Raw genomic sequence first — 25992 nt, 5'->3', positions numbered from 1 at the left:
GCACGTGCCGGGTGGCCCGCCGCCCCGGCCGCGCCCCCTGAGAGGATCCCGAGGACATGACGGGCGTGCTGAGCGGGTTCCTGACCATCGCCGTCGTCGTCGCGCTCGGGATGGTCCTGGCCCGCGGCCGGGTGCTCGACGAGCCCGGGCTGCGAACCCTGCAGTCGGTCGCCTTCTTCCTGGCCAGCCCAGCGTTGCTGTTCACCGTGCTGCAGGACAGCGAGGTCTCCGACCTGTTCTCCGGCAACCTGCTCGCCATCGTCGGCGGCGTGCTCGCCACGCTGGTCGGCACGCTCGCGGTGTGCCGCGTGCAGGGCCGCGACACGGGCAGCACGGTCGTGGCCGCCATGTGCTCGTCGTACTGCAACGCGGGCAACCTCGGCATCCCGATCGCGTTCTACGTGCTCGGCGACACCGCCCTGGTCGCCCCCGTGCTGCTGCTCCAACTCGTCGTGCTCCAGCCGCTCGCCCTGACGATCCTCGACGTGACGGTCTCGCCGGAGCCGCTGCCGCTGGCCAACGTGCTCACCCGACCGCTGCGCAACCCGATCACCATCGCCAGCCTCGCCGGGGTGGTCGTCGCGCTGCTCGAGGTCGACGTGCCGGACCTCGTGGTGGACCCGCTCGAGCTCGTCGGCGGGCTGGCGGTCCCGGCCATGCTCCTGGCCTACGGCGCCAGCCTCTGGCTCGGCCCGCTGCCGGGTCGCGGTGTCGCGCTGCCCGACCTCGGGGTGGCGGTGGGGCTCAAGCTCCTGGTGCAGCCGCTGGCGGCGTACGCCGTGGGCCGGGCGCTGGGTCTCGGCCCCGACGCCCTGCTCGCGATCACCGTGATCTCGGCGCTGCCGACGGCGCAGAACGTCTACGTCATTGCCACGCGCTACGGACGCGCGGAGCTGCTGGCCCGCGACGCGATCTTCGTGAGCACGCTGGGGTGCGTGCCGGTGGTGACGGTGATCGTGGCGCTGCTGGCCTGAGACCGCGGGCCTACGACTAGCGGATCGGCGCGCCCGACACGGTGCGCGCGATGACCAGCCGCTGGATCTCGGAGGTGCCCTCGAAGATCGTGAAGATCTTGGCGTCGCGGGCCCAGCGCTCGACGGGGTACTCGCGCGTGAAGCCGTTGCCGCCGAGGATCTGCATCGCGTTGCCGGTGACCTTGACCGCCGTCTCGGCCGCCATCAGCTTCGACATCGAGCCCTCGGCGGCGTCGAACGCCTTGCCCTGGCTGGCCATCCAGGCCGCGCGGTGCACGAGCAGTCGGCTCGCGTCGATCGAGACGGCCATGTCGGCGAGCATGAAGGCCACGCCCTGGTTCTCGATGATCGCCTTGCCGAACTGCTCGCGGGTCTTGGCGTAGTCGAGGGCCACCTCGTACGCCGCCCGCGCGATACCGACCGCCATGGCGCCCACGGCGGGGCGGGTGCGCTCGAAGGTCGCCATGCTGGCGTTGCCGCGGGCGCCGGAGCCCTCCCGGGCGCGGGCCAGGCGGGCGTCGAGCTTGTCCTTGCCGCCCAGGAGGCAGCGGCCCGGCACCCGCACGTTGTCGAGGACGACCTCGGCGGTGTGGCTGGCGCGAATGCCGTGCTTGTGGAACTTCTGGCCCTGGCTGAGGCCCTTGGTGCCGGGCGGTACGACGAAGCTCGCCTGGCCGCGGGTGCGCAGGTCGGGGTCGACGACGGCGGTCACGACGTGGACGTCGGCGATGCCGCCGTTGGTCGCCCAGGTCTTGGTCCCGTTGATGACCCACTCGTCGGTGGCCTCGTCGTAGCGGGCGCGGGTGCGCATCGCGCCCACGTCACTGCCGGCGTCGGGCTCGGAGGAGCAGAAGGCGCCGAGCTTGACGTCGCCGGGCGAGCCGAACATCTCGGGGACCCACTCGAGCACCTGCTCCTGGGTGCCGTTGCTGCTCACCCCGGCCGCGGCCAGCGCCGTACCGACGATGGCCAGGCCGATGCCGGCGTCACCCCAGCACAGCTCCTCCATCGACACCGGGATGCCGAGGCCGGTGGGGTCGAAGCCCTGGGTGGCGAAGAAGTCCATCGAGTAGATGCCGGCCTTGGCCGCCTCCTCGACGACCGGCCAGGGGAACTCCTCCTTCTCGTCCCACTCCGAGGCGGCCGGGCGGATGACGTCGGCGGCGAAGGTGTGGAGCCAGCTCTTCAGCTCGAGGTGGTCGGGAGTCAGGTCGAACGAGGGCGTGGACACGAGGCCGAGATTACTCGCGACGCAATGTCGGAGGACAGGTGTTCACCGAATGACCTGGACGCGGTCGCACGACCGTCGTGTCGGGCGGGTCCGTTTCGGGACCCGGCCGGGGCGGAACAGGGGGTCCGTGCCCCGCCCCCGCGCGCTGACCGCGCTCGCCCTGCTGCTCCTGCTCACCGGGTGCAGCTCCGACGAGACTCGCCGACCGGCGGAGCCGACCTCGTCGCCGGCACCGACCGCGGCGCCGCTGCCGCTCCCGGTGCTCGAGGCGAGCGAACGCGCCCCGGTCCGGACCTCGACCCGTCCGGTCTGGACCTCCCCCTCGGACGAGGAGCGTGGGGTCGCGGTCGTCGGCGACCTGATGCTCCTCACCGGAGAACGGCCCGAGGTCGTCGACCTCCGGTCGGGTCGGACCACGTGGCGGCTCCCGACCAAGGACGTCCCGCTCGGGGCCACCACCGGCTCCGTCGGTGACCTCAACGACGAGCCGGCGCTGGTCGACACGGCCGACGGCCCACTGGTCGTGCTGCCCTACTTCGCGTTCGCCTGCGCCTACGGCTGTCCGGAGCCCACCATGGAGGACGGTCAGCGGGGCGCCGTCGCCGTCGATGCCCGCACCGGGGACGTCGTGTGGGGCAGCGGTCTCACACAGTCGACCCAGGCCGACTACCTGCGCCCCCGCGACGACCTCGCGCGGCTCTCGGTCATGGTCGAGGGCGTCTCGAGCACGTCGGTGGTCCTCGGGGTGGCCGACTACGGGACGCTGTTCTACGGCCGACCCGACAAGACGTTGCCGGCGTACGCGGTCGGGCTCGACCCGGCGACCGGTGAGCGGCTGTGGGCGCGTCCCGACGTCGTGGTCGACCTCGTCGCGGGCGACCTCGTGATCGGGCGGGTCAACGACGCGAGCGCGCCTTCCCTGGTCGCGCTCGACGCCCGTACCGGCAAGGAGCGGTGGCGGAGCACCGAGACAGCGCGCGCGGTGAGCGTGAGCCCGCGGGTCGTCGTGCTCGACGACGTCAGCGGCGGGGCCCGGCTGCTCGACAGCCGCACCGGCAGGCCCCTGCCGCAGCAACCGCCGACACGGACCCGCGGCTGCGCGCGTTGGATCAGCGGGGACCTCGACGTCGCCTGCGTGTGGGAGGACCCGGAGGACCTCCGCGCGCAGCCCCGGTTGCTGACCCTGGGCGCCGAGCGCGGGTTGTCGCTGTCGGCCACGCTCTCGGACGACCGCGACCAGGACTGGACCCCGACGACGATCCAGGACGGCGTGGTGTCACTCGACGGCTACGGCGGCGTCGCCGGTGCCGTCGACGCAGCCGGCGGCACGCTGATCGGCCCCGACCCGGACCTCACGGTCGTGTCCGTGGACGACCGCTACCTGGTGCTCGGCGATGGCGACGGGTACGACGGGTACGCGCGGCTCCAGGTCCTGCGACGACGGTGAGCGCGGCGGAACAGGCCGCAGCCCAGGAGGATGATGCCGATCCAGAGCGGCAGGTGGGTGATCGCCGACAGCACCACCAGCAGGATCGCCAGTGGCACGAACGGCATCGGCCGCCAGCCGGGCCGTGCCGGTCGGCCGGCGCCCGGCGGGGGCGGTGCCTGCTGCGTCGGCAGGTCGTGGAAGACCAGGTCGAGGTCGGCGCGGGTGCGCGCGGTCCAGACGGCGTCGAGCCGCTCGGCGTGCTCGTCGGCCGACAGCCGACCCAGGGCGAAGTGCTCCCCCAGGTCGGCTGCGGCGCGGTCGCGCTCGGCGTCGCCGACCCGCAGGTCGGTCATGCCTCGTCGTCCTCGTCCGTGGCGGGGTCGACCGCCTCGGGGCCGTCGGCCAGCACGCCGTACAGCTTGCGTCGGGTGTCGACCAGGATGTCGAGCGCGGCCCGGCGCTGGGCCTCGGAGCCCTGGGTGACGATCTGCCACACGGCGGGCATGACCTGGCCGAGCTCGGACTTCAGGTCGACCTGCTCGGTGCGGCCGGCGGCCTTCTCGGTCGAGCGCTCGAAGGGCAGCCACACGGCGGCGAGCTCGTCGGCGTGGTCGGCGACGTAGGCCTGTCCGCTCTCGGTGAGCCGCAGGCTGCGGCGTCCGCGCTCGTCGTCGGTGTCGACCAGGCCCTCGTCCTGCAGCTGCTGGATGGTCGGGTAGACCGAGCCGGGGCTCGGGCGCCAGCCACCGTCGCTGCGCTCGGCGATCTGCTGGATGACCTGGTAGCCGTTGACCGACTCCCCGCCCTCGCCCTCGCGGGCCGCGGTGGCGAGCACGTCCAGGATGGCCATGCGTACGTCGCCCCGCCGGACGCGTGGCCCGCGGCCCCGCTCGGGCTGACCCAGGCCGAACAGCCCGGCCACCCACGGCGGCGGGCCGCCCATCGGTCCCCCGCGGCCGCCCATCGGGCCGCCTCGTCCGGGTCCCTCCCAGCCGCCACGGCGTCCTCCGCCGTGCTGCTGCCAGGGGTTGTCGTCGGGCCCTCCGGCCCAGTGTCGCTGGTGTCCTCGGTGTCCCATCTCGGGACCCCCTTTCGATGATGGTGGTATCGCGACGGTTCTTGATTGCTTCGCGATATATCGCAACCGTACGCCGACATGGTCGCCGAATCAACCCCTCGACCCGGGCGGACCTACTGCGCGCCGGGGAACCCGTGCTGGCGCCACGCCTCGTAGGTCACCACGGCCGCGGAGTTCGACAGGTTCATCGACCGCCGGCCACCGAGCATCGGGATCCGCAGCTGCTCGGTGACCCGGGGGTGGCCCAACACCTCGTCGGACAGACCGGTCGGCTCGGGTCCGAAGAGCAGCACGTCGCCCGCCTCGAACGCGACGTCGGTGTGCCAGCGGGTGGCGTGGGCCGTGAGCGCGAACACCCTCGAGGAGGCCAGCGCCGCGCTCCCCAGCGCCGTGTCGAGATCGGCGTGCACCACCACCGAGGCCAGGTCGTGGTAGTCCAGGCCCGCACGCCTCAGCTGGGGCTCGGACAGGTCGAAGCCGAGCGGCTCGACCAGGTGCAGCGTGGCTCCGGTCCCGGCCACCATCCGGATCGCGTTGCCCGTGTTGGGCGGGATCCTGGGCTCGAGGAACATCACGTGGAACACGACCCGATCATGCCGGGTGCCTAGCCTTCAGGCATGAGGCGATGGTCAGGTGGTCGGACGACGGTCGGCGCGGTGGCGCTCGTGGTCGTCGGGGTCGCTCTCGCGGGCTGCTCCCCGTCGGACCCCGACGACCCCGCCGAGCCCACCGCCGGTGGCCCGTCGACGACGGCGTCCGCGTCGGCGTCGGTGTCGGGGTCGCCCTCGGAGTCGCCGTCGGGGTCGCCGTCGGGGTCGCCGTCGGGGTCGCCGACGGGGTCGCCGACCGCCTCGGAGACGCCGACCGAGGCGCCTGCTCGCTACCAGCCGATCGCCACCGAGGTCGACGCAGCGGCGAAGCGGACGGCCGCCCGTGCGGTCGAGGCGCTGCCCGGCGTACGACAGGTGACCTACACGCAGTACTTCGGCTACCTGCCGCCGCAGGCCAGCATCCTGGTCGAGGCCGACTTCGAGGCCGGGGGCGGGACGACGTACGACGTGCGGATCAGCCGGTCCGGCGACCGGTGGCGCGTCGACTCCGTCGAGCCCGCCGCGAAGGTGCGGGCCCTGCGCGAGCCGGGCTCGCTGATCCGTCGCGTGCTCGACGACGAGCGCATCGACCTGCCCTGGGCCGGTCGCAGGGACATCGCGTCGGGACGCGTCTCGGACGACGTGCTGCGCTCGATGCTGGCAGTCGCGAAGCGGCACCGGATCACCATCGGCGTGCTGATCTCCGCTCATCCGGTGAACGTGTTCGGCACCGACCGACGCAGCAACCACCCCGACGGACTCGCCTACGACATCGGCCGCATCGACGGCCGCCTCGTCGTCGACCCCCGCGCGGCCTCCGTCGTGGAGCGGGTCATGCGCCTCGCGGCCGACACCGGCGCCTACCAGGTGGGCGGCCCCACCGACCTGGACGACGGCGGCAGCCAGTACTTCTCCGACCCGACGCACAGCGACCACGTGCACGTGGGCTTCACCGCCGGCTGAGACGTGCGGGGCACGGTGACGAGCCGACCCGGTACGCCGACCAGGCCGCCCCACGTCGGCTGAGGTGCGAGGAGCCCCAGCGACGAGCCTCGAAGCCACCGCCACCGACCCGCCCAACCCGACCCACGACTGTGGAAACAACCACGAACCGTCCACAGGGACAGGGTGGGGCTGGGTTGTCCACAACCCCTGTGGTTGAGCGCGAAAGTCGATCAGGACTGTCAGTGGTCGGTGCTGGAATAGACCCATGGCCCAGCACACCGACACCCCCGGATCGGGACACCCGATCGAGGCGTTCCTGTGCACGGTGCTCGACGAGCTGAAGGATCTAGCCGACGTCCCGACCTGGTCGATGGACGAGAAGACCACCACCAGGGTCGTGGGTCTCGCTGCCCGGGTCGCAGCAGGTGTGGCCGAGCTCGAAGCCAGGTCGATCAGCCAGGCCGAGGTCCTGGACCTGCCCGGCCAGGTGCAGTGCCGCAACGTGGGCCGGTGGGTCCAACGCACCACCGGGGTGACCCGACGGTCTGCTCGAGCAAAGGCCAAGCTCGCCGCAGGTCTGGGCGACCTGGAACCCACCAGGGCCGCGACGGCCCGCGGGGAGATCCACGCCGAGCAGGCCCAAGCCATCGCCAACCATGTCGCTCTGCTGGACGACGAGAAGGTCTCGGTCCACGACCAGGCCCGCGCCGAGGCGTTCCTCCTCGGCGAAGCTGTCGGCGGTCACGACGCCGACGCCCTGGCGACGATGGGGCACGCGATCTGGGAACGCCTCGACCCAGACGGCGCCGACGAACGCGAAGCCAAAGCCCTCGAAGCCCAGGAAGAACGAGCCCGCAGACGCACCAGGCTCACCATGGGCGATGACGGTGACGGGTTGACCCACGGCCGGTTCAGCATCCCCACCGCCACCGCAGATGCGTTCCGCAAACAGCTCCATGCCCTGGCCGCCCCCAAACACGTCCGCGCCGAACAGGGTGCGGGGTCCTACGACTGGAAGAGGCCCTCAGCCGAACGCCTCGGTCAGGCGTTCATCGAGTGGATCGAGGGCTACGACCCCGCCCAGCTACCCAAGATCGGCGGCCTGTCCGCCACCGTGATCGCCATCGGCGACTACGACCTCCTCCAAGGCAAGCTCAAGGCCGCCCAGCTCGAGACAGGCACCAAGATCAGCCCCACCCAATACCTCCGCCTGGCCTGCGGCGCCGGGGTCATCCCGGCCTGGATGAACGCCGACGCCGAAGTGTTGGCCCTGGGTAGGAAGCACCGGTTCCACACCCCCGCCCAACGCCTCGCTGCGATCGTCGAACAACGCCACTGCCAACACCAGTCCGGTTGCGACGTCCCGGGCTACCTGTGCCACGCCCACCACGACATCCCCTGGGCCCACGGCGGTGGCACCGACCTGAGGACCACGAAGCTCTACTGCCCGTTCCATCACGCCCGCGTCCACCAACCCGGCCACGACCCCATCCGCACCTGATAGTCGTCGTCCGAGGTCCACCATCACCGCGTCCGCACGCTCAACCACCCACCCAGCCGAAACGGGCGTGACCCTGGGCAGGCCAAGCCGCCTGAGGGTGCCCGCTCACGCCGAATAGTCGGCGCCCGGCAGGGCCCCGCCTCCTAGGATCCGGACGGTGGACCGGACTGATGCGCACGAGGAGGCGCTGGCCGGCGGGAACGCGTCCGATTCCGTCGTGCGCATCGGTGACACGTGATGAGCGGGGCGATCGGGATGCCGAACAGCAGTCTTCGACGTGTCGCGTGGGCCGGTCCCCCGGCTCAGGTCTCGACAACGCCAATGGACGAGATGACCGTTCCGGCCGGGACGTCCTGGGGTGCCAGCGCCCAAAGGACCACGTGACAGTCCTTCTCCGCGACCAGGTCAGGGTCGGCCGGATAGTGGAGCGCGGCCATCGCGTAGGAGGTGTCGCCGGGTGGGCTGACAACTGACGCGTGGAAACGAGCAACACGAGCATTGCGGTACCGCGGCCCGGACTCGAGGGTTCCGTTGACCACAATGAACTCGCCCGCGCTGGTTCCACGCGGCTCGAAGGGTCGCCCGCCGTTGGTGCGGAACCTGACATGGGGCGTGACCTCGTGCACGAACAACGTCTCAGCGCGCTTCCGTCGCGCTTGGACCACGACCTCCGGCATGGTCCAGCTCGGTGCCGGGAGAACCTCGAAGCGGACGGCGTCGACCTCGGTGAGTCCGTCGAGCCAAGCGCGGGCGATCCGGTGACCACCGTCCATGAGACCCCCGTCGACGTTCAGGATCACCGGGTAGCTCAGGTCGGCCACCTCGATGCGACGTGCGTGCTCGGCCACCTCTCGACACGTCGGTGGCGTGGCCCCGAACCAGCAGTTCTGGTCGAACTCGGCGATGTCCGCGATGGGCACCGACGTCACCGGCAGGCCGGCGGCTTCAACCCAGAGGGTCTCGGTCCACCAGAAGTGCCGCACGCCATCGACGACGTGGGAGTGGATCTCTCGCTCCTGAGCCATTCGCTGATTCTCATGCGTGCGGTGAGCATGGCAAATGCCGGTCCCGCCCCAGGATCTCGACGAGATCCTGACGCCCCGGCCCGTGAACCGGAAGGATCCTGCTGGCAGGGTCGAACCTCGTGCCGATCGTCTACGGCACGAGCTTCGACCTCATGCCCCAGCACGGCTGGCGACTCCGCTACCTGTTCGCGCTGGCCCGGACGGCCTGAGGGCCGTCCTCGCCATCCTCTCCATCGTCTTCACGGAGCGGGGCTCGGCGTGACGAGGGCCGAGCCGACCTGGTCGGCCAGCGTCACCGCCACCAGCCGCTGCTCGAGCGTGGGCCAGGTCTGGCGCGAGGCGCTGGTCAGCACGAACGTGCCGCGCACCGTCCCACCGGAGCGCACCGGCAGCTCGACGACGTCCCAGGTCGGCAGTCCCGATCGGTCGACGTCGACCTCGCGGCCCTCGTAGGTCACCGACCCGTCGGTCCGCAGCCGGGGGTGGTCGGCCGGGGGTCCGGCACGGAACGTGCACGAGTCGAGCCCCAGCACGTCGCCGATCTGGCGGCCGACGATGTCGGTCAGGACGGCCGGGGGCACGTCGCCGTCCGCCGCCATGGCGGCCGCCGAGACCAGGCCGTCGAGGTAGCCGGCGCGGCCGCTGGCCCGGGTCCGCTGCCGGATGCCCCAGTGGGCGATCTCGGTCACCACGACCCCGACGAGGGTCAGCAGCACGGCGGTCTCGACGTCGTCGCGGTCGGAGATCGTGAGGCGCAGGTAGGGCTCGGTGAGGAAGAGGTCGAAGCAGACGGTGCTCGACAGGGCGGCCACGACGCCCGCGGCCCGCCGCCCGGTCGCCGCCGCGCCGACCACGACCAGGACGAGCAGCAGGACGGCGTTGGCGTCGCTGATCGACGCACGCGCCGGGTAGAGGAGCGCGCAGACCACGACGGGTGCGACGAGGCTCGTCGCGAGGAGGACGGGGAAGCCGGACGGATGCGGGCGCATGCCTCCATCAGGCTCCGGCGTCACGACGCGGGTCAAGGGCCTTGACGCGATCTTGACGGGGTCGGGCGGATGCGCCGCACGGGTCTCGACAAGCTCGACCACCGAGGAGAGACAGCTCGACCACCGAGGAGAGACGGCTCGACCACCGAGGAGAGAGGGCTCGACCACCGAGCGTCCGTGGCCCGCCTCACACCGCGACCGGCGAGGCGTAGGGAACGCGTCAGGGCAGGCCTTGACGGCGTCAAGGAAGCGTCAAGACCGCAGGTGGAGAGCCCCGAACGGCCGTCAGATGGAGCACGTGAACGACGTCCTCTTCCTGCTGACCATCGTCGTGGCGTTCTCGCTGCTGGCGCTCCTGATCGGCCTCCTCGACCGTGAGTGAGCTCGCGCCGGCGATCGGCCAGATCGCGCTCCTGGTGGTCCTCCTCGTCCTGTCCGTGCCGCTGCTCGGGCGGTGGCTGGCCCACCTCTACACCTCCCAGCGGCACCTCGGCGTCGAGCGGGTGACCTACCGCGTGCTGCGGGTCGACCCCGACGCCGACCAGCACTGGCGCTCGTACGCCGGCGCCGTGCTCGGGTTCTCGCTCGTCAGCGTGCTGGGGCTCTACGCCCTGGGCCGGCTGCAGGAGCACCTGCCGCTCTCGCTCGGCTTCCCCGGGCTGCCCCCCGACGGCGCCTTCAACACCGCCGTCTCGTTCGTCACCAACACCAACTGGCAGTGGTACTCCGGCGAGGTCACCATCGGGCACCTGATGCAGGCCAGCGGCCTGTCGGTGCAGAACTTCGTGTCGGCTGCGGTCGGCATGGCCGTCGCGGCGGCCTTCGCCCGCGGGCTGGCCAAGCGGGCCGTCGACCCGGCCAACGCCGGTCGGGTCGGCAACTTCTGGGCCGACCTGGTGCGGACGACGTACCGGGTGCTGCTGCCGATGGCGCTCCTCGCCGCCGTCGCGTTCGTGCTGATGGGGGTCATCCAGAACCTGTCCGACACCCACACGATCAGCACCCTGACCGGCGGCCACCAGAGCCTCACCGGCGGCCCCGTGGCCAGCCAGGAGGCGATCAAGCAGCTCGGCACCAACGGCGGTGGTTTCTACAACGTCAACTCCGCACACCCGTTCGAGAACCCCAACGGCCTGTCGAACCTGCTGCAGATCTTCCTGATGCTGGTCATCCCGTTCTCGATGGCCTGGGCGTTCGGCGTCATCGTCGGCGACCGCCGCCAGGGCGTGGCGATCCTGTCGGTGATGGCGCTGCTCTTCGCCGTGTCCGTCGCCCTGCTGACCTGGGCCGAGATGGCCGGGCACGGCACCGCACCCCAGCTCGCCGGCGGCGCGCTCGAGGGCAAGGAGACCCGCTTCGGTACGGCGGCCTCCGCGCTCTTCGCCGCCACCACCACCGCGACGTCGACCGGCGCGGTCGACTCGATGCACGACTCGCTCACCGCCCCCGGCGGCGGCGTCGCGATGTTCAACATGATGCTCGGCGAGATCATCCCCGGCGGCGTGGGCTCCGGCCTCTACGGCATGTTGATGCTGGCCGTCGTCACCGTGTTCCTCAGCGGCCTGATGGTCGGGCGCACCCCGGAGTACCTCGGCAAGCGCATCGGCCAGAAGGAGATCGTGCTGGTCGCGGGCTACGTGCTCACCACGCCGATCCTGGTGCTCGTCGGGGGCGCCATCGCGATCACCGCGAGCGACGGACTGGCCGGCCTGCAGGAGACCGGGCCGCACGGCCTCTCCGAGGCGGTGTACGCCGTCACCTCGGCCGCCAACAACAACGGCTCGGCCTTCGGCGGGCTCACCTCGGGCACCCCGTTCTGGAACACCCTGCTCGGGCTCCTGATGCTGCTCGGCCGGTTCGTCCCGATGCTCCTGGTGCTCGGCCTCGCCGGCCGGTTCGCCAGCCAGGGGCAGCGACCGCCGAGCTCGGGCACCCTGCCCACCCACTCACCCCTGTTCGTCGTCCTGCTGTCGGGCGTGGCCCTGGTCGTGGTCGGTCTGACCTTCGTCCCGGTGCTCGCGCTCGGCCCGATCGCCGAGGCCCTCTCATGAGCACCACCACATCCGCACCCGCACCCGCACCCACCAGCGTCCTGACCACCGCCCAGGTCGGCGAGGCCCTGCCCGGCGCCTTCCGCAAGCTCGACCCCCGCGAGCTGCTCGCCACCCCGGTGATGCTCGTGGTCGAGATCGGCGCCGTCGTCACCACCGTCATCTCGGTCGTGGACCCCAGCACCATGGGCTGGATCGTCACCGTCTGGCTGTGGCTCACGGTGCTCTTCGGCACCCTGGCCGAGTCGGTCGCCGAGGGCCGCGGCAAGGCCCAGGCCGCCAGCCTGCGCGAGCTGCAGACCGAGACACCGGCGCGGCGTCGTACGGCGGACGGCGGGCTCGAGCCCGTCTCCTCCACCGCGCTGCGCGCCGGCGACGTGGTCGTCGTCGAGGCCGGCGAGCGGATCCCCGGTGACGGCGACGTCATCGAGGGCATCGCCTCGGTCGACGAGTCGGCCGTGACGGGTGAGTCCGCACCGGTGATCCGCGAGTCCGGTGGCGACCGCAGTGCCGTCACCGGCGGCACGATCGTGCTGTCGGACCGGATCGTCGTCCGGATCACCTCCGAGCCCGGCCAGTCGTTCGTCGACCGGATGATCGCGCTGGTCGAGGGCTCCGAACGCCAGCGGACCCCCAACGAGATCGCCCTCAACGTGCTGCTCTCGGCGCTGACCGTGGTGTTCGTCGTCGTCTGCGCGACGCTCTGGTTCTTCGCCGACTACAGCAACGCCGACGTGTCGGTGCTGGTGCTGGTGGCGCTCCTGGTCTGCCTGATCCCGACCACGATCGGCGCCCTCCTCTCGGCCATCGGCATCGCCGGCATGGACCGGCTCGTACGCCGCAACGTGCTCGCCATGTCGGGCCGCGCGGTCGAGGCCGCCGGCGACGTCGACGTGCTGCTGCTCGACAAGACCGGCACCATCACCTACGGCAACCGGCAGGCCTCCGAGCTGCTGCCGGCGCCCGGCGTGACCCCCGAGGAGCTCGCCGAGGCCGCGCTGCTGTCGTCGCTGGCCGACGAGACACCCGAGGGGCGGTCGATCGTGACGCTGGTGGAGCAGCGTGGCTTCGAGGCTCGCTCCGCTCGCACCTCAGCCGACGCTGACGGGGGCGCGACGTACGTCGAGTTCTCGGCCGCCACGCGGATGAGCGGCATCGACGTCGGCGGCCGCGAGATCCGCAAGGGCGCGGCCTCGGCCGTGGCCGCGTGGGCCGGCGGCTCGACGCCGGAGATCGACGCCATCGTCGAGCGGGTCAGCAGCTCGGGCGGCACCCCGCTCGTGGTCGCGGAGTCCGGGCGGCTGCTCGGCGTCGTGCACCTCAAGGACGTCGTCAAGGACGGCATCCGCGAGCGGTTCGAGGAGCTGCGCGCGATGGGCATCCGCACCGTGATGATCACCGGCGACAACAAGGTCACCGCCACCGCGATCGCGAAGGAGGCCGGTGTCGACGACGTGCTCGCCGAGGCCACCCCCGAGGACAAGCTCGCGCTGATCAAGAAGGAGCAGCAGGGCGGCCGGATGGTCGCCATGTGCGGCGACGGCACCAACGACGCCCCCGCGCTGGCCCAGGCCGACGTCGGCGTCGCGATGAACACGGGCACGACCGCGGCCAAGGAGGCCGGCAACATGGTCGACCTCGACTCCGACCCGACCAAGCTGCTCGACGTCGTCGAGATCGGCAAGCAGCTGCTCATCACCCGCGGGGCGCTCACGACGTTCTCGGTGGCCAACGACGTCGCGAAGTACTTCGCGATCCTGCCGGCGCTGTTCGTCAGCGCGTTCCCGGCGCTCGACAAGCTCAACGTCATGCAGCTGAGCAGTCCCGAGTCGGCGATCGTCTCGGCGGTCATCTTCAACGCGCTGGTCATCGTCGCGCTGATCCCGCTGTCGCTGCGGGGCGTGAAGTACAAGCCGGCCTCGGCCTCGGCCCTGCTGCAGCGCAACCTGCTCGTCTACGGCGTCGGTGGCCTGATCGCGCCGTTCGTCGGCATCAAGCTGCTCGACCTCGTCGTCTCGCTCATCCCCGGACTCTAGGAACCAGGTAACGCTGTCATGAAGGACCTCCTCTCGCTGTTCCGCAACAGCCTCGCCGGGCTGCGCGTGCTCGTCGCGCTGACGCTCGTGCTGGGCGTCGCCTATCCCCTGCTCGTCACCGGCTTCGCCCAGGCCGTCGCGCCGTGGCGGGCCAACGGCTCGCTGGTCACCGCGACCGGCGAGCACACCACCGACCGGGGCGAGGCCGTCGGCTCCGCGCTGATCGGCCAGCTCGTCGACGACCCCACGCTCTTCCAGCCGCGTCCCTCGGCGGCCGGCGACGGCTACGACATGCTCAGCACCTACGGCTCCAACCTCGGGCCCGAGAGCCCCGACCTGATCGCCGCCATCACCCAGCGCAAGGCCGAGGTGGCCGAGCGCGAGGGCGTCGCCGAGTCGCAGGTGCCGCCAGACGCCGTCACCGCGTCCGGCTCCGGGCTCGACCCGCACATCTCGGAGGCTTACGCAGCCCTCCAGGTGCCACGGGTGGCGCGCGAGAACGACCTGTCGGAGGACGTCGTACGCCGCCTGGTCGACAAGGCCACGCACGGCCGACCCCTCGGGGTGCTGGGGGAGCCGACGGTCAACGTGCTGCTGCTCAACATCTCGGTGAAGAACGCAGCGAAGTGACGTGGTCTCGAGGCTCGCTGCGCTCGCACCTCGACCGACGTCCGACGGCGGTCGAGGTGCGAGGAGCGCTAGCGACGAGCCTCGAGACCACCATCAGGTGCGAGGATCGACACCGTGAGTGACGAGCCGCGGCGGGGCCGGTTGACGGTCTACCTCGGCGCGGCGCCCGGGGTGGGCAAGACCTACGCGATGCTCGGCGAGGCGCGGCGCCGCGTCGAGCGCGGCACCGACGTGGTCGTGGGCTACGTCGAGACGCACGGGCGGCGCCACACCGTCGACATGGTGGGCGACCTCGAGGTGGTGCCGCGGCGCGAGGTGGAGCACCGCGGCACGACGCTCACCGAGATGGACACCGACGCGATCCTGGCCCGCAAGCCGCAGGTCGTGCTGGTCGACGAGCTCGCGCACACCAACGTGCCGGGCAGCCCGCGCGAGAAGCGCGCCGCCGACGTGGCCGTGCTGCTCGACGCGGGCATCGACGTCATCACGACCGTCAACATCCAGCACCTCGAGTCGCTCAACGACGAGGTCGAGCGGATCACCGGCGTACGCCAGCGCGAGACCGTGCCCGACGAGGTCGTCCGCACCGCCGAGCAGATCCAGCTCGTCGACATGTCGCCCGAGGCGCTGCGCCGGCGGATGGCCCACGGCAACGTCTACCAGCCCGACCGGATCGACGCCTCGCTGACGTCGTACTTCCGGGTCGGCAACCTCACCGCGCTGCGCGAGCTGGCGCTGCTGTGGGTGGCCGACCGGGTCGACGACGCGCTCGGCGACTACCGCCGCGCGCACGACATCGACCACCCGTGGCCGACCAAGGAGCGCATCGTCGTCGCCGTCACCGGCGGCGCCGAGAGCGAGACGCTGCTGCGCCGGGGCGCCCGGCTGGCGCAGCGCGCGGCCGGCTCGGAGCTGCTGGCCGTGCACGTGATCGCCTCCGACGGCCTGCGCAACCCCGACGAGCGGCGGATCGCGCGGGCCCAGCAGCTGGTGGCCTCGCTCGGCGGCACCTTCCACTCCATCGTCGGCGAGGACGTCGCCGGCGCGGTCGTCGACTTCGCGACCGCCTCCAACGCGACGATGGTCGTCGTCGGGGTGTCGCGGCACGGGCGCCTGCGCAAGCTCGTCGCCGGTACGACGGGCGACCGGATCGCCTCGCTCGCCGGCTCGGTCGACGTCCACCTGGTCACCCACGACCAGGTCTCGCGCGGCACCCGCCGTCGGTCGATCGTGTCGCCGTTGAGCCGGGGCCGCCAGGTCGCGGGCTGGGCGACGGCCGTGGTCATGCCGGTGCTGCTCACCTGGGCGCTGCAGGCGTTCCGCGACACCGACCAGCTGCCGCTGGCCGAGATGCTGCTGCTCGCCGGCACCGTCGCGGTCGCCCTGGTCGGCGGACTGCTACCGGCGCTGGTCGCCGCGGTCGTCAGCTTCTTCGCCCTCAACTACTTCTTCACCCCGCCGACCGGCCGGCTCACCGTCGCCGAGCCGGCCAACCTCACGGCGCTCCTGGTGTACGTCGCCGTGGCGGCCGGGGTCGCGACCGTCGTCGACCGCGCCTCGCGGCGGGCCGGCGACGCGCTGCGCGCGCGCACCGAGGCCGCCACGATGAGCTCGCTGTCGCGCTCGGTGCTGACCGGACAGGACACCGCCGAGGCCATCGTCGAGCGGGTCCGCGAGGTGTTCGGCCAGGCCTCGGTGTCGCTGCTGGCGCAGGGGCGCCTCGGGTGGGAGGTCATGGCGCACGCGGGCCCGTCGCACGCGTGCAGCCCCGACGAGGGCGACACCCGGGTCAAGGTCGACGACGACCACATCCTCTGCCTGCGCGGCGAGCCGCTGCGCGCGACCGACCAGAAGGTGCTCGAGGCGTTCGCCGTGCAGACGTCGCTGGTGCTGGAGTACCGCCGGCTGCGCGAGCGCGAGCAGCGCGCCGCCACCCTCGAGAGCGCCGAGGCCACCAGCACCGCCCTGCTGCGCGCGGTCTCCCACGACCTGCGCACCCCCCTGGCGACCATGCGCGCCTCGGTCGACGGACTCGTCGGGGGCGAGGTCGGGGCCGCCGACCGGGCGACCCTGTTGGAGTCGCTCGACTCCTCGACCGACCAGCTCGAGGGCCTCATCGACAACCTGCTCGACCTGTCCCGGCTGCAGAGCGGCCTGGTCCACCCGGTGCTGCGGGACCGTAGCCTCGACGAGGTGCTCCCCCTCGCCCTCGCCGGTCAGCCGCCGGGCGCCGTCGTCCTCGACGTCGACGAGCCCGCCCCGGTGGTGCACACCGACGCCGGTCTGCTCGAGCGGGTGGTGGCCAACCTGGTCTCCAACGCCGTGCGCGTCTCCTCCGCCGCGGCCGGCGGGGCCGGCGAGCCGGTCCGGGTGCTCGCGCACGTGCTGCCGACCCGGGTCGAGGTGATGGTGGTCGACCGCGGGCCCGGCGTACCGGCCGAGCAGCGGGAGCGGATGTTCGAGCCGTTCCAGCGGCTGTCCGACACCACGCCGGGCGGGCTCGGGCTGGGACTGGCTGTCGCGCAGGGCCTCACGCTCGCGCTGGGTGGCGAGCTGTCCGCCGAGGACACCCCCGGCGGCGGGCTCACCATGGTCCTGTCGTTGCCTCGATCCGCTCTCGGTGATCGAGCTTGTCGAGGTCCCGGATCGGACGCCCCGTGAGCAGCACCGCGGCCCACAAGGTGCTCGTCGTCGACGACGAGCCGGCGCTGGCCCGGGCCCTGGCCATCAACCTGCGCGCCCACGGCTGGGAGGTCGTCACCGCCGCCGACGGTCGCGCCGCCCTCGACGCCGCCGCGACCACGCACCCCGACGTCGTCCTGCTCGACCTGGGCCTGCCCGACATGGACGGCGGCGAGGTGATCGCCGGTCTGCGCGGCTGGACCACCGTCCCGATCGTCGTGCTCTCGGCGCGTCAGCACGGCGAGGACAAGGTGGAGGCCCTCGACCTGGGCGCCGACGACTACGTCACCAAGCCGTTCGCGATGAACGAGCTGCTCGCGCGCCTGCGGGCCGCCGTACGACGCTCGCAGGAGGCCGCCCCCGCCAGCACCCAGTCGGTCGTCGTCGTGGGCGACCTCACCATCGACCTGGCCCGCAAGCGCGTCGCCCGCGACGGGGTCGACGTACGCCTGACGCCCACCGAGTGGGCGTTCCTCGAGCTGCTCACCCGCAACCTGGGCCGGCTGGTGCCGCGCGAGCAGGTGCTGCGCGAGGTGTGGGGCCCGGCGTACGAGCACGAGACCAACTACCTGCGCGTCTACGCCGCCCAGCTGCGCCGCAAGCTCGAGGCCGATCCCTCGGCGCCGCGGCACCTGATCACGAGTGCCGGGTTGGGGTACACGCTCGAGCCGTGAGACTGGCTCAGGTCGTCGCGATCTCCGCGTCGTCCTCGGGCGCGACGTGCGCACCGGCGGCGTGGGCGCCGCCCTCGAGCGGCACCTCGTGGGCCGCGGGATCGACGTGCTTGGGCTGCTCGCCGCCAGAGTCAGCACCACCCCCGCCCGCGGGCGGGGCGTCGTAGCGGCCGGCGTTGTCGAAGTCGGACTGACGGATCAGCACCAGGCAGATCGCACCGGCGACCAGGCAGAGGATCGCGCCGATGAGCAGCACGGTGTTGAGGCCGTCGACGTAGGCCTGGGTGCCGACGCGACCCACGGCCTCGCCGGCCTTGCCGTCACCGGCGATCTGGGCGGCGACGCGCACCTGGCCGCTGCTGATGGCCTCGGAGAGCGGCCCGAGGGCCTGGGGCGGTACGACGCCGGACAGGCCGCGCTCGACGTCGGAGGTGACCTGCTGGGCGAGGATCGAGCCGAGGGCGGCGATGCCGGTGGCGATACCGACCTGGCGGAAGGTCGAGTTGGCGCCGGAGGCCATGCCCGACTGCGCGGGGGGTACGACGCCGACCGCGGTCGAGGCCAGCGGCGGGTTGATCATGCCGATGCCGGCGCCGGTCACGAGCAGCCCGGCGATCAGGTGGTGCCACTGCGAGGGGTCGGCGGAGTTGTCGACGCCGTACATCAGCAGCAGGCCGACGCCGGCGACCAGGAAGCCGGGCGCGATGAGCCACTTGACCGGCACGTGCTCGGTGAGGCGGCCGGCCACGATGGCCGCGAGGAACGAGGTGCCGGACAGGAACAGGAAGATGAGCCCGGCCTTGACCGCGGAGAAGCCGAGCACGCCCTGGAGGTAGAGGACGAGGTAGGTGAAGAGCGCGAACACCCCGGCAGAGATGCCGAAGGCCGCGACGAGCCCGCCGGTGAAGGTCGGCTTGCGCAGCAACGCGAGGTCGAACATCGGGTCGCGGCGCTTGAGCTGGCTGACCACGAACAGGGCGAGGAGCACCGCCGAGCCGACCAGGCAGAGGACGACCTTGGTCTCGCCCCACGAGTGCTGGCCGGCCTCGATCAGGCCGTAGACCAGCGCGCCGAGCGCGGCGCTGAAGGTGACGAAGCCGATCCAGTCGGGCCGGCCGGCGCGCGGGTTGTGCGACTCCTGGACACGGAAGATCGTCACGACGAGCGCGACCACGCAGATCGGGATGTTGACGAAGAAGATCCACCGCCACGACAGCCCCGAGACGAGGACCCCGCCGACGACCGGCCCGATCGCCACCGAGAGGCCGGTGGTGGCGCCGAAGGCGGCGAAGGCGACGCCGCGGTCCTTGCCGGTGAACGCCGAGGCGAGCAGGGCCAGGGCGGTGGCGAACATCGCCGCACCGCCGATGCCCTGGGCCGCGCGCGACAGCGACAGGAACAGCACGCTGGTCGCCGACCCGCACAGCACCGACCCGCCCGTGAACAGCAGCAGCCCGATCACGAACACGCGCTTGCGGCCGAAGAGGTCGGCCAACGACCCCGCGGTCAGCAGCAGCGCGGCCAGGCTCAGCGCGTAGGCGTCGATCACCCACTGCACGTCGGACAGCGAGGCGTCGAGGTCCTCCTGGATGTCGAACAGCGCCACGTTGACAATGGTGATGTCGAGCAACAGCATGAAGACGCCGGTGCAGACCGCGACGAGGGTCCACCACTTCGGGTCGTGCGGCTGCTTCTGGGCCGTGTCGGTCATGTGCTCATCCTGGCCCCTGCAACCGACAGGACGACTCACCCGGGCGAGCGGCGGGGCCGATGCGAGGTGCGCCGCCGGCCGGGGGTCAGGTGCGCGCCTGCGCGACCGCCTCGTCCTCCTCGGGCGAGAGCTGCTGGTCGGAGGTCCACGAGGCGATGCTCTTGGCGTAGGTACGGCCCTCGCTGCGCCCGTGGATCGAGGTCACCACGACCCCGTCACCCCGGTCGTCGAGCAGCGCCAGGCTCCACGACAGGTGGCCGCCCATGTCGCCGAAGGCGTCGTACCGGACGACGGCGAGGTGGCGCAGCCCGTCGCCGGCCTCGGTGCGCAGGGCAGCGACCTCACGACGCAGGCCGAGCAGGTCCGAGGGCAGGTCGGAGCCGTCGGAGCGGCGCTGGGTACGGCGCAGCGCGAGCCCCGAGACCACCAGGGCCAGGGCGGCGAGCACCACGGCGATCGTCCCGAGTGCGTCCATGTCCGCACCGTACGACGCCCGGCCCGGTCGGCCGTGGTGCAGCGCCGGTCAGGGCCGGTGCTTGCCGGGTTCCTCGGTGCGCGCGTGGGTCCCGTGGCCCACCTCGACCGGCTCACCCGGCCCGGCGCGACCGGCCGCCTCGGCCTCCGCCTCGGCCTCGGCGTCGCGCACGTCGCCCCCGGTCGAGGGCGGCGGACCGCCGCGCACCACGAAGTCCTTCTGCCGGATCAGCAGGAACGAGGCGAGCGCGGAGACGAACGCGATGACCGCGGCGATCAGGATGATGTGGTTGAGCGAGTCGACGAACGCGGTCGTGGTCGCCTGCGCGATCGCAGCCTGGGACTCGGCCGGGGCAGCCCGGACGACGGCGTCGACCTGCCCGCCGGTGACCGCGGCGGCGATCTGGTCGGACTGGGCGGCCGCCGGGGTGCCGCGCAGGCCCTCGGTCACCTTGTCGGCGACCTCGTGGGCGAAGATCGAGCCGAGGGCGGCGATACCGGTGGCGATGCCGACCTGACGGAAGGTCGAGTTGACGCCCGACGCCATCCCGGAGCGGGCGACCTCGACGACGCCGACCGCCGTCGAGGCCAGCGGCGGGTTGATCAGCCCGATGCCCACACCCGCGACCAGCAGGCCCGGGATCAGGTGGGTCCACTCGCCGGGGTCGCTGGACTCGGCGACGCCGTGCAGGAGGAGCAGGCCGATGCCCAGGACGGTGAAGCCGGGACCGATCAACCACTTCACCGGGATCCGCTCGCTCAACCGGCCCGCGATGGCGGCCGCGAAGAACGACGTCGCCGACAGGAACAGGAAGCGGAAGCCGGTCTGCACCGCGGAGTAGCCGAGCACGTTCTGCACGTAGATGACGAGGTAGGCCAGCAGCGAGAAGATCGACGACGAGACGCCGAAGGCGGCGATCAGGCCGCCGGTGAAGGTCGGCTTCCTGAGCAGCGACAGGTCGAACATCGGGTGCCGCGCCCCGACCTCGACCGCCAGGAAGACCAGCAGGAGGAACGTCGCGGCCACCAGGCACGCGATGACGGCGCTGTCGCCGAAGCCGTCCTCGCCGGCGCGGATCAGGCCGTAGACGAGCAGCCCGAGCGACCCGCTGAAGGACAGGAAACCGGCCCAGTCCGGCGATCCGGCGCGGGGGTTGTGCGACTCGCGGACCTTGCCGATGGTGACGAACAGGGCGACCAGGCAGATCGGGATGTTGACGAAGAAGATCCAGCGCCAGCTGATGCCACTGGTCAGCACGCCGCCGAGCACGGGGCCGATGGCGACGGCCACGCCGGTCGTGGCGCCGAACGCACCGAACGCCGTACCGCGGTCCTTGCCGGTGAACGCCGAGGCCAGCAGGGCGAGCGCCGTGGCGAACATCGCCGCGCCGCCGATGCCCTGGAACGCGCGGGCCGCGGTGAGGAAGTCGACGCTCTGGGCCAGGCCGCAGGCCACCGAGCCGACGGTGAAGAGCACCGTGCCGATGACGAAGACCCGCTTGCGCCCGTAGAGGTCGGCCAGCGAGCCGGCGGTGAGGAGCAGCGAGGCCAGGCTCAGCGCATAGGCGTCGATCACCCACTGCAGGTCGGACAGGCTCGCGTCGAGCTCGCTCTGGATGTCGGGCAGCGCGACGTTCACGATCGTGATGTCGAGCAGCAGCATGAAGACGCCGGTGCAGACGGCGACGAGCGTCCACCACTTCGGGTCGCGGGTCGTGGTCTCGGTCATGAGAGATCCTCACGGGGTTATTCGTCAACGGGTTAATCGTCACGAGGTTAATGATTGCCCTGGTTACAGTACGCTTCCGGCACCGGACGTCAAGACCTGGAGGGAACGACGTGGTCCACCCCGACCGTGACCTCGTCGCCGAGGGCGTCGTCGACAGCCGCGAGCTGCTGCCCGCGCTGAGCGAGCTGCTGGGCCACCTCGTGTGGCGCGCGCACGCCCGCGTCGCGCTCGCGCTCGCCCAGGAGCTTCCGGCCGGCGTCGACGTCCACGCCTACGCCGTGCTCCTCATCCTCGACTCCGACGTCCCCCACTCCCAGCAGGAGCTGGCCGAGGCCGCCGGGGTCAGCCGGACGACGATGACGCGCGTCGCCGGCGACCTGTCCGCCCGCGGACTGGTCGAACGGGTCCGCAGCCCCGCCGACCGTCGCTCCTACGCCCTGACCCGCACCGCGGCCGGGGCCGCCGCAGCCCACGACTGGCAGCGCCACGTCGGCGCGATGCAGGACCGGCTCACCGCGCCCTTCTCCGCCGACGAGCAGGCCGAGCTCCTCGACCTGCTGCTGCGCGTCGTGGCGCCGGGGCTGCCGACCGCCCTGCTGCCGGCGCTGCGCGGCAGCATCGGGTTCCTGGTGAGCCGACTCCACGCCGTGATGCACCGCGACTTCCTCGCGCTCCTCGAGCCGCTCGGGCTCGAGCCGCGACTATTCGGGGCGCTGACCGCCATCGCCAGCACCGAGCCGGTCGCCCAGGCCGAGCTCGCGCGCCTGCTCGGCGTGAGCGGCGCCCGGGTCGTCCAGATCGCCGACGCCCTCGAGGAGCACGGCCTGATCGAGCGCCGACGCGACCCGGCCGACCGGCGTACGTCGCTGCTGCACCTGCGTCCCGGCGCCGACGCTGTGCTCGCGCAGGCCCGCACGGTCGCCGACGCCATGAACAACCGCGTCGCCCCTCTCACGGCCGCCGAGACCCGACGGCTCTCCGCCCTGCTCGAGCGGTTCGTCACCACCCTCTGACGGCGATTGTCTGACAATCGCGATTGTCGTTAGGCTCCTCAACATGGCACACGGCGCAGACAGCGAGGTCGGACGTCTGCGGACGGTCATGCTCCACCGACCCGGACCCGAGCTCAGCCGGCTCACCCCGCGCAACAACGACCGGCTGCTCTTCGACGGCATCCCCTGGGTCGCTCGCGCGCAGGACGAGCACGACGCGTTCGCCCAGGCGCTGCGCGACCGCGACGTCGAGGTCCTCTACCTCACCGAGCTGCTCACCGAGACCCTCACCGACGAGACCTCGCGCCAGATCGCGGTCGACACGGTCATCCGCGGCCTCGAGCTCGGCGACACGATGCGCCACTACCTGCGCGGCTTCCTGGCCGAGGCCACCCCGGCCGACCTCACGACCTACCTCACCGCGGGCATCCGCAACGACGAGGTGCGTGGCGGCTTCGGGCTGGTGACCTCGCTGCTGGCCAGCGACGCGTTCCTGGTCGACCCGCTGCCCAACCTGCTCTTCACCCGCGACTCCTCGGTGTGGGTGCGCGACCGCGTCGCGATCACCAGCCTGACGATGCCGGCCCGCAAGCGCGAGACCGAGCTGACCGAGCTGATCTATACCCGCCACCCGCGCTTCGTCGGCACCCCGCGCATCCACGGGGCCCACTACGAGCACGTCGAGGGCGGCGACGTGCTGCTGCTCTCCCCCGGCGTCGTCGCGGTCGGCGTCGGCGAGCGCACCACCCCCGCCGGCGTCGAGCGGATCGCGCGGCAGATGTTCGACCAGGACCTCGCCCACACCGTGCTCGCCGTCCCGATCGCGCAGGAGCGCGCGACCATGCACCTCGACACCATCTGCACGATGGTCGACGTCGACCTGATGGTCGTCTACGAGAACGTCGCCGACTCCCTCGTCGCGTACGCCGTCACCCCGGCCGGTCTCACGGAGTCGCCGGACGGCTCGGGCTCGATGCTGCTCGACGTCGCCCCCGCGCGGCCGTTCCTCGAGGCCGCGGCCGACGCCATGGGCCTCGACAAGGTGCACCGCATCGCCACCGGGCTCGACCCGGTCGAGGCCGAGCGCGAGCAGTGGGACGACGGCAACAACACCCTCGCCCTGGCCCCCCGCGTCGCGGTCGCCTACGAGCGCAACGACGGCACCAACGCGCGGCTCGAGGACGCCGGCATCGAGGTCGTCCGGATCGCCGGCTCCGAGCTGGGCTCGGGCCGCGGCGGCCCGCGCTGCATGAGCTGCCCGATCGAGCGCGACCCGCTCTGACCTGCGGCTGACCCGCTACTGACCTGCGACTGGCCTGCAACTGGCGGTGGACGGGCCGCTCCTGAGACTCCTGGACACCCACCGCGCACCTCGGCCAGGATCGACCTTGCTCACCTCCGGCAAGGAAGGCTCCACCATGGCTTCGTTCTTCGACTCCTTCACGTCCCAGGAGATCGCCCGGATCAGCGCGCGCGGGCGCCGCGTCACGCTCCCGCAGGGCTGGTCGCCGATCTGGGAGGACACCCCCGCCGACAAGGCCTACATCCTGCTCGAGGGCACCGTCTCCGTACGCCGCGACGGCACCGAGATCGCCCAGCTCGGCCCCGGCGACATCGTCGGCGAGGCGGCCATCGTCGGCCACACGCTGCGCACCGCCTCGATCGTGGCCCTGACGCCGCTGGTGGCCATCCACTTCACCGACGCCGACGTCAACGCGCTGCTCACCGAGCTGCCGTCGTTCCGCGAGAAGGTCACGGCCGTCGTCGAGTCGCGCGTGACGGGCCCGGCCAGCTGACCGAGCGGCCCGGCGACGCGCTCGACCGGCTCGACGCCTACCTGCTGGGCGCGGCGCCGTCGCTGACCCGCGCCCAGGTCGTCGAGCTCTCCGGCGTACCCCTCGAGGACGCCGTACGGCTGTGGGCGCTGCTCGGCTTCGCCCACGTCGAGGACGACGAGGTCGTGTTCACCCCGGCCGACGTCGACGCGCTCCGCGGCGCCCAGGAGCTGGTCGAGCTCGGCATCCTGTCCGCCGAGCGGCAGGCCGCGCTGGTGCGCACCTGGGGTCGCAGCTTCGCCCGGCTCGCCGACTGGCAGACCAGCCTGCTCGCGACGGTCGCCCTCGAGAGCGGCGCCGACCTCGACGAGAGCACGGCCACGCTGGCCGCCGAGGTGGTCCCGCGCGTCGAGGCACTGCAGAGCTACGTGTGGCGGCGCCACCTGGTCAGCGCCAGTGCGCGGCGACTGGCCGACGCCGAGCCGACGGCGGGCTCGCCCGGATCGGCCGCGCCGCTGACGGTGGGGTTCGTCGACATCGTCGGCTACACCTCGCGCAGCAAGAGCCTCACCGAGCACGAGCTGGTCGCGTGGATCGAGACCTTCGAGAACGAGACCACCGCCCTCGTCGTGGCCCGCGGCGGGCGGATCATCAAGAACATCGGCGACGAGGTGCTCTACGTCGCCGACGACCCGCGGGCCGCGCTCGACGTCGCGCTCGAGCTGTGCCGCCGCGGCTCCGACGAGGCCGACCCGTTCCCCGAGGTGCGGGCCGGGCTCGCGCACGGCGTGACCGTACGACGCCTCGGCGACGTCTACGGCGAGACGGTCAACATCGCGGCCCGGCTGACCTCGGCCGCGCGGCCCGGCTCGGTGCTCGTCGACCGCGGCGCCTACGCGGCACTCAACGGCGTGGACGACGACGTCGAGGTCCACCACCCCGACTTCCACTTCCGCCTGCTGCGCCGGCTGTCGGTGAAGGGCTACTCGCGGCTCGCGGCGTGGGTGGTGCGGCCGCGCGACTGAGTCAGGAGCTCGTTGCTCGCCCGTTGCCCGGGTCGGTGAGCTCGATGACGTTGCCGAGGTTGTCGGCGACGAACGCGATGCGCTGACCGGCCCCGGGGACCTCCAGCGGGCCGCCGATGAGCTCGACGCCGAGGTCGGCCAGCTCGGCGACGGCGGCGTCGAGGTCGTCCACCGCGAGGCAGACGTGGTGCAGCCGGGCGGGGTCCATGCTGGTGAAGACGTCGGTGGTCGGGACCTGGCGCTCGGAGGCGCCGTTCATCAGCTCGATCCGGACGTCGCCGCTGACGAGGAACGTGTAGGTCGTGCCGTGGGCCTCGAACTGCTGCTCGACGCGGAAGCCGAGGGTGCGGGAGTACCACGCGATGGTGGCGTCGAGGTCGTCCGGAGTGATGCTCAGGCCGACGTGGTCGTGAGAGATGCGGATCGTCATGTCCGTAGGCTCGTCGAGCGC

General features: G+C 72.1%; 23 protein-coding genes. 13 read left to right on the top strand and 10 right to left on the bottom strand.

The genetic code is table 11. The features are described from left to right. Positions 1 to 56 precede the first annotated feature (56 nt). Positions 57 to 974, top strand: a complete 918-nt coding sequence (locus FJQ56_RS10805) for an AEC family transporter (RefSeq protein ID WP_140009402.1) — start codon at positions 57 to 59, stop codon at positions 972 to 974. A 16-nt stretch (positions 975 to 990) separates the two neighbouring features. Here the strand turns inward: FJQ56_RS10805 and FJQ56_RS10800 are convergent, their stop codons facing one another. Continuing rightward, on the bottom strand, positions 991 to 2205 hold the full coding sequence (locus FJQ56_RS10800) for an acyl-CoA dehydrogenase family protein (protein WP_140009401.1): 1215 nt from the start codon (positions 2203 to 2205) through the stop codon (positions 991 to 993). Between the two features lie 127 nt (positions 2206 to 2332). Between FJQ56_RS10800 and FJQ56_RS10795 the strand changes: the two genes are divergently transcribed. After that, positions 2333 to 3652, top strand: a complete 1320-nt coding sequence (locus FJQ56_RS10795; protein WP_170215344.1) for an outer membrane protein assembly factor BamB family protein — start codon at positions 2333 to 2335, stop codon at positions 3650 to 3652. Here FJQ56_RS10795 and FJQ56_RS10790 read toward each other — a convergent pair. The 3 genes from FJQ56_RS10790 to FJQ56_RS10780 all read right to left on the bottom strand — a co-directional run bounded on the left by FJQ56_RS10790 (position 3583) and on the right by FJQ56_RS10780 (position 5296). Next, positions 3583 to 3987, bottom strand: a complete 405-nt coding sequence (locus FJQ56_RS10790) for a DUF1707 SHOCT-like domain-containing protein (RefSeq protein ID WP_140009399.1) — start codon at positions 3985 to 3987, stop codon at positions 3583 to 3585. The two genes, FJQ56_RS10795 and FJQ56_RS10790, sit on opposite strands and share 70 nt — an antisense overlap. Further along, positions 3984 to 4712, bottom strand: coding sequence for a PadR family transcriptional regulator (locus tag FJQ56_RS10785; RefSeq protein WP_140009398.1), 729 nt, complete (start codon positions 4710 to 4712; stop codon positions 3984 to 3986). The genes FJQ56_RS10790 and FJQ56_RS10785 overlap by 4 nt, the downstream gene beginning before the upstream one ends. A gap of 113 nt (positions 4713 to 4825) precedes the next feature. Then, on the bottom strand, positions 4826 to 5296 hold the full coding sequence (locus FJQ56_RS10780; RefSeq protein ID WP_140009397.1) for a tRNA (cytidine(34)-2'-O)-methyltransferase: 471 nt from the start codon (positions 5294 to 5296) through the stop codon (positions 4826 to 4828). 33 nt (positions 5297 to 5329) lie between these two features. Between FJQ56_RS10780 and FJQ56_RS10775 the strand changes: the two genes are divergently transcribed. Together FJQ56_RS10775 and FJQ56_RS10770 are read left to right on the top strand one after the other, a co-directional pair. Next, a complete protein-coding gene (locus FJQ56_RS10775; protein ID WP_140009396.1) occupies positions 5330 to 6265 on the top strand; it encodes a hypothetical protein in 936 nt (311 codons plus the stop codon). A gap of 247 nt (positions 6266 to 6512) precedes the next feature. Continuing rightward, positions 6513 to 7748 carry an HNH endonuclease signature motif containing protein gene (locus FJQ56_RS10770; RefSeq protein WP_140009395.1) on the top strand — a complete coding sequence of 412 codons (1236 nt, stop codon included), beginning with the start codon at positions 6513 to 6515 and terminating at the stop codon, positions 7746 to 7748. 302 nt (positions 7749 to 8050) lie between these two features. On the opposite strand, the gene FJQ56_RS10765 is transcribed toward FJQ56_RS10770, so the two are convergent. Further along, entirely contained in the window at positions 8051 to 8773 is a 723-nt protein-coding gene (locus tag FJQ56_RS10765) for a hypothetical protein (protein ID WP_140009394.1), read from the bottom strand. A gap of 239 nt (positions 8774 to 9012) precedes the next feature. After that, a complete protein-coding gene (locus FJQ56_RS10760; RefSeq protein WP_140009393.1) occupies positions 9013 to 9762 on the bottom strand; it encodes a DUF4118 domain-containing protein in 750 nt (249 codons plus the stop codon). 374 nt (positions 9763 to 10136) lie between these two features. Here FJQ56_RS10760 and kdpA point away from each other — a divergent pair, with 374 nt between their 5' ends. From kdpA to FJQ56_RS10735, 5 genes are all read left to right on the top strand, one after another. Continuing rightward, positions 10137 to 11813, top strand: a complete 1677-nt coding sequence (gene kdpA / locus FJQ56_RS10755; protein WP_140009392.1) for a potassium-transporting ATPase subunit KdpA — start codon at positions 10137 to 10139, stop codon at positions 11811 to 11813. Continuing rightward, entirely contained in the window at positions 11810 to 13849 is a 2040-nt protein-coding gene (gene kdpB / locus FJQ56_RS10750) for a potassium-transporting ATPase subunit KdpB (RefSeq protein ID WP_140009391.1), read from the top strand. Before kdpA ends, kdpB begins: the two co-directional genes overlap by 4 nt. Before the next feature lie 18 nt (positions 13850 to 13867). Then, positions 13868 to 14479 (top strand): potassium-transporting ATPase subunit KdpC, encoded by a 612-nt coding sequence (kdpC, locus tag FJQ56_RS10745; RefSeq protein ID WP_140009390.1) that lies wholly within the window; start codon positions 13868 to 13870, stop codon positions 14477 to 14479. Positions 14480 to 14593: 114 nt separating this feature from the next. Then, a complete protein-coding gene (locus FJQ56_RS10740) occupies positions 14594 to 17140 on the top strand; it encodes a DUF4118 domain-containing protein (RefSeq protein ID WP_140009389.1) in 2547 nt (848 codons plus the stop codon). Further along, positions 17137 to 17835, top strand: a complete 699-nt coding sequence (locus FJQ56_RS10735; RefSeq protein WP_140009388.1) for a response regulator transcription factor — start codon at positions 17137 to 17139, stop codon at positions 17833 to 17835. The genes FJQ56_RS10740 and FJQ56_RS10735 overlap by 4 nt, the downstream gene beginning before the upstream one ends. 7 nt (positions 17836 to 17842) lie before the next feature. Here FJQ56_RS10735 and FJQ56_RS10730 read toward each other — a convergent pair whose 3' ends face one another. The 3 genes from FJQ56_RS10730 to FJQ56_RS10720 all read right to left on the bottom strand — a co-directional run bounded on the left by FJQ56_RS10730 (position 17843) and on the right by FJQ56_RS10720 (position 21749). Continuing rightward, positions 17843 to 19546: an MFS transporter gene (locus tag FJQ56_RS10730; protein ID WP_140009387.1), complete on the bottom strand. Its 1704-nt coding sequence runs from the start codon at positions 19544 to 19546 to the stop codon at positions 17843 to 17845. A gap of 85 nt (positions 19547 to 19631) precedes the next feature. Then, positions 19632 to 20021 (bottom strand): DUF4446 family protein, encoded by a 390-nt coding sequence (locus FJQ56_RS10725; protein ID WP_140009386.1) that lies wholly within the window; start codon positions 20019 to 20021, stop codon positions 19632 to 19634. A gap of 48 nt (positions 20022 to 20069) precedes the next feature. Continuing rightward, entirely contained in the window at positions 20070 to 21749 is a 1680-nt protein-coding gene (locus FJQ56_RS10720; protein ID WP_140009385.1) for an MFS transporter, read from the bottom strand. A 110-nt stretch (positions 21750 to 21859) separates the two neighbouring features. Here FJQ56_RS10720 and FJQ56_RS10715 point away from each other — a divergent pair, with 110 nt between their 5' ends. From FJQ56_RS10715 to FJQ56_RS10700, 4 genes are all read left to right on the top strand, one after another. After that, the gene (locus FJQ56_RS10715) at positions 21860 to 22762 is read left to right on the top strand and encodes a MarR family winged helix-turn-helix transcriptional regulator (protein WP_170215343.1); all 903 of its coding nucleotides are present in this window, start codon (positions 21860 to 21862) and stop codon (positions 22760 to 22762) included. 43 nt (positions 22763 to 22805) lie between these two features. Continuing rightward, positions 22806 to 24023, top strand: coding sequence for an arginine deiminase (locus tag FJQ56_RS10710; protein WP_140009383.1), 1218 nt, complete (start codon positions 22806 to 22808; stop codon positions 24021 to 24023). 136 nt (positions 24024 to 24159) lie between these two features. Beyond that, positions 24160 to 24537 (top strand): Crp/Fnr family transcriptional regulator, encoded by a 378-nt coding sequence (locus FJQ56_RS10705; protein ID WP_140009382.1) that lies wholly within the window; start codon positions 24160 to 24162, stop codon positions 24535 to 24537. 164 nt (positions 24538 to 24701) lie between these two features. Next, on the top strand, positions 24702 to 25541 hold the full coding sequence (locus FJQ56_RS10700; RefSeq protein ID WP_246084075.1) for an adenylate/guanylate cyclase domain-containing protein: 840 nt from the start codon (positions 24702 to 24704) through the stop codon (positions 25539 to 25541). A 1-nt stretch (position 25542) separates the two neighbouring features. Here the strand turns inward: FJQ56_RS10700 and FJQ56_RS10695 are convergent, their stop codons facing one another. After that, on the bottom strand, positions 25543 to 25971 hold the full coding sequence (locus tag FJQ56_RS10695; RefSeq protein ID WP_140009380.1) for a VOC family protein: 429 nt from the start codon (positions 25969 to 25971) through the stop codon (positions 25543 to 25545). Positions 25972 to 25992 lie beyond the last annotated feature (21 nt).

The sequence above is a fragment of the Nocardioides plantarum genome (assembly GCF_006346395.1).
Lineage (GTDB): Bacteria > Actinomycetota > Actinomycetes > Propionibacteriales > Nocardioidaceae > Nocardioides > Nocardioides plantarum.
Note: the sequence above shows the minus strand (reverse complement) of the source record. Positions and strands in the feature narration are given on the sequence as shown.